This window comes from Bacillus sp. AP50, assembly GCF_040492675.1.
In the GTDB taxonomy this organism is placed as follows: Bacteria; Bacillota; Bacilli; order Bacillales; family Bacillaceae_G; genus Bacillus_A; species Bacillus_A cereus.
Window position 1 is genome coordinate 1 of record NZ_JBEUTW010000515.1, and the last position, 6,281, is coordinate 6,281.

Here is a 6,281-nt window from a genome sequence, read left to right on the forward strand (position 1 = left end):
CTTTACAAGCTGGGCCTAATGCACAAAATATCAACACTTTAAGCGTAAATCCACAATTACAAGCACAAGGTTTTGATTTTGGAGGTTTAATCGAAAATGTTGCTAAGGTAGCTATTCCCATAGCTATTGCAGCTTTACAAGCTGGGCCTAATGCACAAAATATCAACACTTTAAGCGCAAATCCGCAATTACAAGCACAAGGTTTTGATTTTGGAGGTTTAATCAAGTCAGCTATTGCAGCTTTACAAGCTGGACCTAATGCACAAAATATCAATACTTTAAGTGCAAGTCCACAATTACAAACACAAAGTTTTTTGGGGAATTTAATAGGAAATAAGCCTCAAATCTTTATTCCAACTGTACAGTCATTATTATAGGACTGTTAGAATTGATCCGAAGTGTATGACAAATGAAGGCTGCTTGAAGCTAGGAGGTTTAAAACTTTCATGCCATATCCCTTTGAACAATGGATTATTTCTCTGGTTGGTCCTGATAAAAATCGGGCTATTAGCTTATTAAATAACTTTATAAGTACACACCCTGGTGAAATTCAGATTGTAAAAAATATAGATCCTGAGACAATTGTAATTCTTGCAACCGTAGTGACAAAAGAAACTTTACAGCAAGCCTTAAATGGCCAAATTACAATCATAGAAGACACCCAATTAAATTATTAATTAAACTGTTCTATAGTATAAAAAAGAAAAGGATAATATTCAATGACACCTATCAATAGTAACGACGTAACATTAAGAAATGAAGCTCGTAATTATTTAATTGCTTCCCACCAGATTGAGGGAATACATCTAATGTCTGCAGGAGACATAGATCAGGCTTTAGAGATACGAGGAGTTGAGGTTGTCCGTCGACTCGATACGGTCCAAGCCTTAAGTGTAGGTAAAGATACTAGCAATATAATTGTGGCTAAGATTGATCCAGAACGCGCAAAAATTTTGGAGAAAACTTTGCCATCTGGGATGCTCATGACAGAGGACAAGCTGCTAAACTATACCGAAACTACCTTGGCACCGATGGCCGGAAACTTCTCATCAATAACAGAAGTGACTATACAAAAGTTAAGGTTTCGAGTACTAGGTGAAGGAGACAAACCTCTTTTAAAGGCTACCGTACAAATAGCAGGTGATGCATTTCCTGTTGAAGGGATAACTGATGAAAAGGGCGAAGTAGAACTCGAACTTAAGACGATTGGTCAAAAACCACCTCGTTTTATTAGAGCGTCTGCTCAAGATAGTTATTGGGATTTCTTTCTTGCAAACCCGAATTTTTCTGAAAGTAACGTGAATGAAATCAGGTTACACTCATTAACAGAGACAATTGTGGGCTTTCCTAATGCATTTCGGTTTGGATGGGGACAGCGCCTTATGGGGCTTGACTTACTTCCTAAAGAAAAGAGAACCGGAGTAGGTGTTAAAATTGCTATCATAGATAGTGGCTGTGATAACGTTCATCCTTTGCTTAAACATGTTCAAAAGGGGCAAGATTTTACAGGGGACCCTAATACAAGTAATTGGAGCAAAGACATAGTTGGTCATGGTACGCATTGTGCAGGAATAATCACTGCTCGTAATAGCGATGATAGTATGCTAATGGGATTTGCTCCTGAGGCCGAGATACACATACTGCGAATATTCCCAGGTGGAGGATACAGTAATCTAATTGAAGCTCTTAACTACTGTATTGAAAATAAGATTGATGTTGTTAACATGAGTTTAGGTGGGGATTCAAAAATAAACCCAATTGTAGAACAGAAGCTTGAATTAGCAGTAAACAATGGCATAGCTTGTATCGCTGCGGCAGGTAATGCGGGTGGACCAGTGTTTTATCCAGCGTCTTCACCAAATACTCTTGCGGTAGCGGCAATAGGAAGTCACAAGGATTTACAACCAAATACATGGGAATCAACTACTATGCAAACTGGTTTTATTTCTGATGATGAACTTTTTTTGCCAAGTTTCACCTGTTATGGACCGGAAATAGGCGTCTGTGCACCTGGAGTAGGAATCATATCAACTGTTCCTGGAGGAGCTTTTAAGCCTGAATCCGGTACTTCAATGGCAGCTCCACATGTTACTGGGCTGGCAGCTCTTTTACTCGCTCATCACCCTATTTTCCAAACTGAGTTTAAAGAGCGTGGTAAAGCGAAAGTACAAGCTCTCTTTAATCTAATTCGTTCACAGTGTAAAACATATCCCTATCCTAATTAGGAATATTAACCTTTACACTTGTAAATTTTAGTTGAAAAATTTATATATTCTTCAACTAAAATAAAATGTAAATAATCGGTTAGAATAAAAAAACAAGCAAAACGTTGTATTTAAATGAAGTGCCCCCTAAAAGTTAGACACGGTTATTTCATTAGGCAGCTTGATCCAAATGAGTCCGGTATTGCACCGGGCTCATTTTTAATTTTGCCTTTATCCGTTTCATATTATAATAATCTACATATTTTTCTAATTCTATTTTAAAATGATCTACACTTTCAAACTCTTTTATGTAGAGGAATTCCGACTTCATGATTCCGAAGAAATTCTCCATTACTGCGTTGTCATAACAGTTTCCTTTTCGAGACATACTCTGCACAATCCCCCTTGATTCAAGTGTCCGGACATATTGTTTCATTTGATAATACCACCCTTGATCAGAATGCATCAATAGTTGATGATTTTCAGGTAAACGTTCTAATGCTGTCTCTACCAATTCTGAAACAAGCGAATATGGCAGCCTCGAGCCAATGGTATAGGTAATTATACAAGTCTAATGCAGGTGATAAATAAAGTTTTTCTCCAAACATTTTAAACTCTGTGATATCTGTTACCCATCTTTGATTTGGTGCATCTGCATGAAAACTGCGCGCTAAAATATTGGGTGCAATTTTACCGACTTTTCCCTTATAAGACTTATATTTTTTCATACGCACAACACACTTTAATCCAAGCTCTTTCATAATGCGCTGAACCTTCTTGTGATTCACTTTTTGACCACGATTCGTTAACTCATCACGAATGCGACGGTAGCCATAACGACCTTCATTTTCCTCATAAATCGTTTTAATTTCATCTTTCAAATTGGCGTCTAAATCCGGGCGATTCATTTTCTTTACTAAATGATAATACGTGCTTCGTGGAATGTTAGCTAGCTCTACAAGTGCCTTCATCGAATATTTATGCCTTAATTCATAGACTACTTACGCTGTGTCCTGTTTCGTGATTTTTCCTTGTTTTGAACTAAGGCATTCAACTTTTTTAAATATGCATTTTCCATACGTAAACGCTCATTTTCCGCTTGTAGTGCTTCTATTGAGCCCTCTACTACTAGTTTTATTTTTTTATCTTTCATGGTTGGACGCCCCTTTTCTTTGAATGTAGGGCATCCAATCCTCCTGTTTCATAAGCTATTTTCCATTTCCGAAGTGTTTCATAAAACGGAATATTGAAAAGTACCGCTGTTTCTCTAATAGATGTCCCGTGTTCATTCATATAATTAAGTACGTCTAGTTTATACTGGGTAGAGTAGGATGTATAGCGTTTTTCAAAAGCAATTTCACCTGAAGATTCATATCGTCTAATCCACTTACGAAGTAAGCTAGGAGTAACTTCTATAGATCTAGCAATTGTTTTTCCGCTTTCTCTACCATCTAAATATCGTTTCACTGCTTGGATTTTCTCTGTTGAAGAAAATTTAGCCATAAAAAATGCACCTCCAATTGTTAGACTGTGTCTAACAATTGGGGTGTACTTCAAAGGAAATGGCTTTTTGTTTTTCTTCTATTTGATATAATATGTTTTCATTAAAGGAATCTACTTCAAAAGATATAAAAATACATTTTTAAAGCACTTCATAAATAAACTAACCTTTTGATACACTTCTGCTTATATATTAAGGCCTATCCAACTTAAAAATCCATTTCATTCCCTATTCGAATCCCACTAATAAAATATAATAACTATAAATAAAATATTTTTTAAAACAGCCCTAATACAAGGAATATAGATACTTATTTTACTTTCAAAGGCTGAAACCTTGCTGCATAACTACTGAAAATAAAGTGAAAAGACGTTCAAATCCATATGGATAGATCGTCTTTTCACTTTATTTCATACATATACTGATTTTTCACTTATTCATTTTGTATTGTACTTAAAAAACCAATAAATTCATCTTCATTTACAGGTTTACTGTAGTAATAGCCCTGAATTAGATAACATGCATTACGTTGTAACACTGTTAATTGTTCCTTCGTTTCTACCCCTTCCGCTATCACTTTCATGTTTAAAGTATGAGCAAGTGAAATAATGGTTTGTATAATTTCATCTCCATCAGTAGAAGTTCCAATCCTATTAACAAATTCTCTTGGAATTTTCAAAGTATCAATTGGATAAAGAGGCAGATACGCTAATGAAGAATAACCTGTACCAAAATCGTCAATTGATAAATGTACACCATATGATTTTAATTCTTTTAACTTCGATAAGGTTTCCTTTTCATCTACCATTGCTATTCGCTCTGTTAATTCCAAATCAATCGAATTAGCAGGTACTCCTATCTCTTCTATGGTAGATATAATGGTTTGAACAAAATCTTTCTGTTCAAACTCTATAGCTGATAAATTTATCCCCATCTTTAGATTTGAAAAGCCCGCAGAATGCCATTCTTTCAGTTGTTGACACGCTTTCTGTAACGTCCACTTCCCAATTGAAATAATCTGCGCCGTTTCTTCTGCGATAGGTATAAACTCAAAAGGAGAAATCAGTCCAAGCTCTGGATGTTGCCAACGTATTAAAGCCTCTGCACCAATAACCTTACCTGCCTTACTATCAATTTGTGGTTGATACAATAAAAACAACTCATTATTTTCAATTGCATTTGGTAAATCCTGTTCTAATCGTAATCGACGAGTTACTTTTTGAGATAATGTCTCGTCATACATACAAACAGCATTGTTACCTTTTTCCTTTGCGCTATACATAGCGATATCAGCGTGTTGTAAAAGTGTAGTAGTATTTATTCCTCCAAATGGATACACTGCTATTCCTATACTAAGAGATAAGTAAAAACTATGCTGATTTACTACAAATGGTTCTTCAGTTATACGAAATAGAGTTTTACACAAATCCAATAGCTGTTGCTCTGTTTGGTTATGGACAATGATCGCAAACTCATCACCACCTATTCTTGCTAGAGGAATAGTCGGTGACAGACATGTCCTAAAACGTTTGGCAACTTCTTTTAAAACCTTGTCACCAATCGAATGACCCAATGTATCATTAATAGTCTTAAAGCGATTTAAATCAATATACAGGAGCCCAAACTTATCCTGTGTTTTTTGTGCACGCTTAATAGATCTATCTAATTCTTGTTGGAAGAATATACGATTTCCAATCTCCGTCACCGTATCATGGAATGCAAGGTAATTTATCTCTTCCTGTTGTTGTTTCATTCTTGTTATGTCTTTTACCATTACATAGCTCCCAAAGGTTTGTCCTTCTATCATAATAGGAACTATAGTGACATACCAAAAGAGTATATCTTTCTCATTGTTATTTTTCACACGTAACTGTAGTGAAGATGAACTACATCGTTTCCCTTTCTTTATAGCTGCTTCCAATTCAGATTTATCTTCATCTAAAAAAATAGAGAAGCACTCTTTCCCTATCAATGCAGCACTTTCTTTTCCTAATAACATACTTCCAGCCTGGTTTATATTTAATACGATACCGTTTGAATCAATCGTTAAAATAGGATCCGGATGATACTCATATAATGACTTAAATCTCTCTTGATTTTTTACTAAATCATTAGATTTATTTATTAAATCCCTTGTTCTTTGAGATACTGTTTGTTCTAATTGATTATTAAACACTTTTAATGTTTTAGTTAACTCTTTGTTTTGCATTCGTACGATTGTATGACGAATCAGTACAAATACAAAAGCAATACAATTTCCCGTAATTAATGTAGCTGAAGAAGTTTGCTCTTTCAAAGTAAAGCCAATTAAGACTGCAACTGCAAGATAAGGGAATATACCAAGAAGTTTCTCTCCAAATGTCGGATTAATAATAAAATAATTTCTTTTAGAAGAAGTATTCTTTGGGATTGTAGCAGCAATAGCGATAAATAATAGGAAAACTCTATACAAACACCTTAAAAATATAACTGAACGCTCTGACAAATCACCTTGTAAGTAAAAATACAAATAGTCCGTAATAGCCAATCCAGTTAATACTAGGATAAAAATAAACAATTTACTTTTTGCATTGAAA

Annotated in this window: 4 protein-coding genes and 1 pseudogene; 3 read left to right on the forward strand and 2 right to left on the reverse strand. The window is 35.0% G+C overall.

Going from position 1 to position 6,281, the window contains the following annotated elements; all coding sequences use genetic code 11:
• The 3 genes from ABWK52_RS25735 to ABWK52_RS25745 form a co-directional block, all read left to right on the forward strand.
• Nucleotides 1-377, forward strand: a 377-nt coding sequence (locus ABWK52_RS25735) for a hypothetical protein (protein ID WP_353772219.1), incomplete at its 5' end; no start/stop codon positions are given.
• A 69-nt stretch (nucleotides 378-446) separates the two neighbouring features.
• Nucleotides 447-677 (forward strand): hypothetical protein, encoded by a 231-nt coding sequence (locus tag ABWK52_RS25740; protein WP_098508439.1) that lies wholly within the window; start codon nucleotides 447-449, stop codon nucleotides 675-677.
• Nucleotides 678-965: 288 nt separating this feature from the next.
• Nucleotides 966-2,225, forward strand: a complete 1,260-nt coding sequence (locus ABWK52_RS25745) for a S8 family peptidase (RefSeq protein ID WP_176527142.1) — start codon at nucleotides 966-968, stop codon at nucleotides 2,223-2,225.
• A 151-nt stretch (nucleotides 2,226-2,376) separates the two neighbouring features.
• On the opposite strand, the pseudogene ABWK52_RS25750 reads toward ABWK52_RS25745, so the two are convergent.
• Nucleotides 2,377-3,707, reverse strand: a pseudogene (locus tag ABWK52_RS25750) (IS3 family transposase).
• Between the two features lie 431 nt (nucleotides 3,708-4,138).
• A partial coding sequence (locus tag ABWK52_RS25755; protein ID WP_353772220.1) for a sensor domain-containing protein occupies nucleotides 4,139-6,281 on the reverse strand: 2,143 nt, incomplete at its 5' end.

What these genes read in the sequence shown, in the direction of transcription:
- ABWK52_RS25740 (WP_098508439.1), top strand. Translation starts at nt 447, where the DNA reads ATGCCATATCCCTTTGAACAATGGATTATTTCTCTGGTTGGTCCTGAT.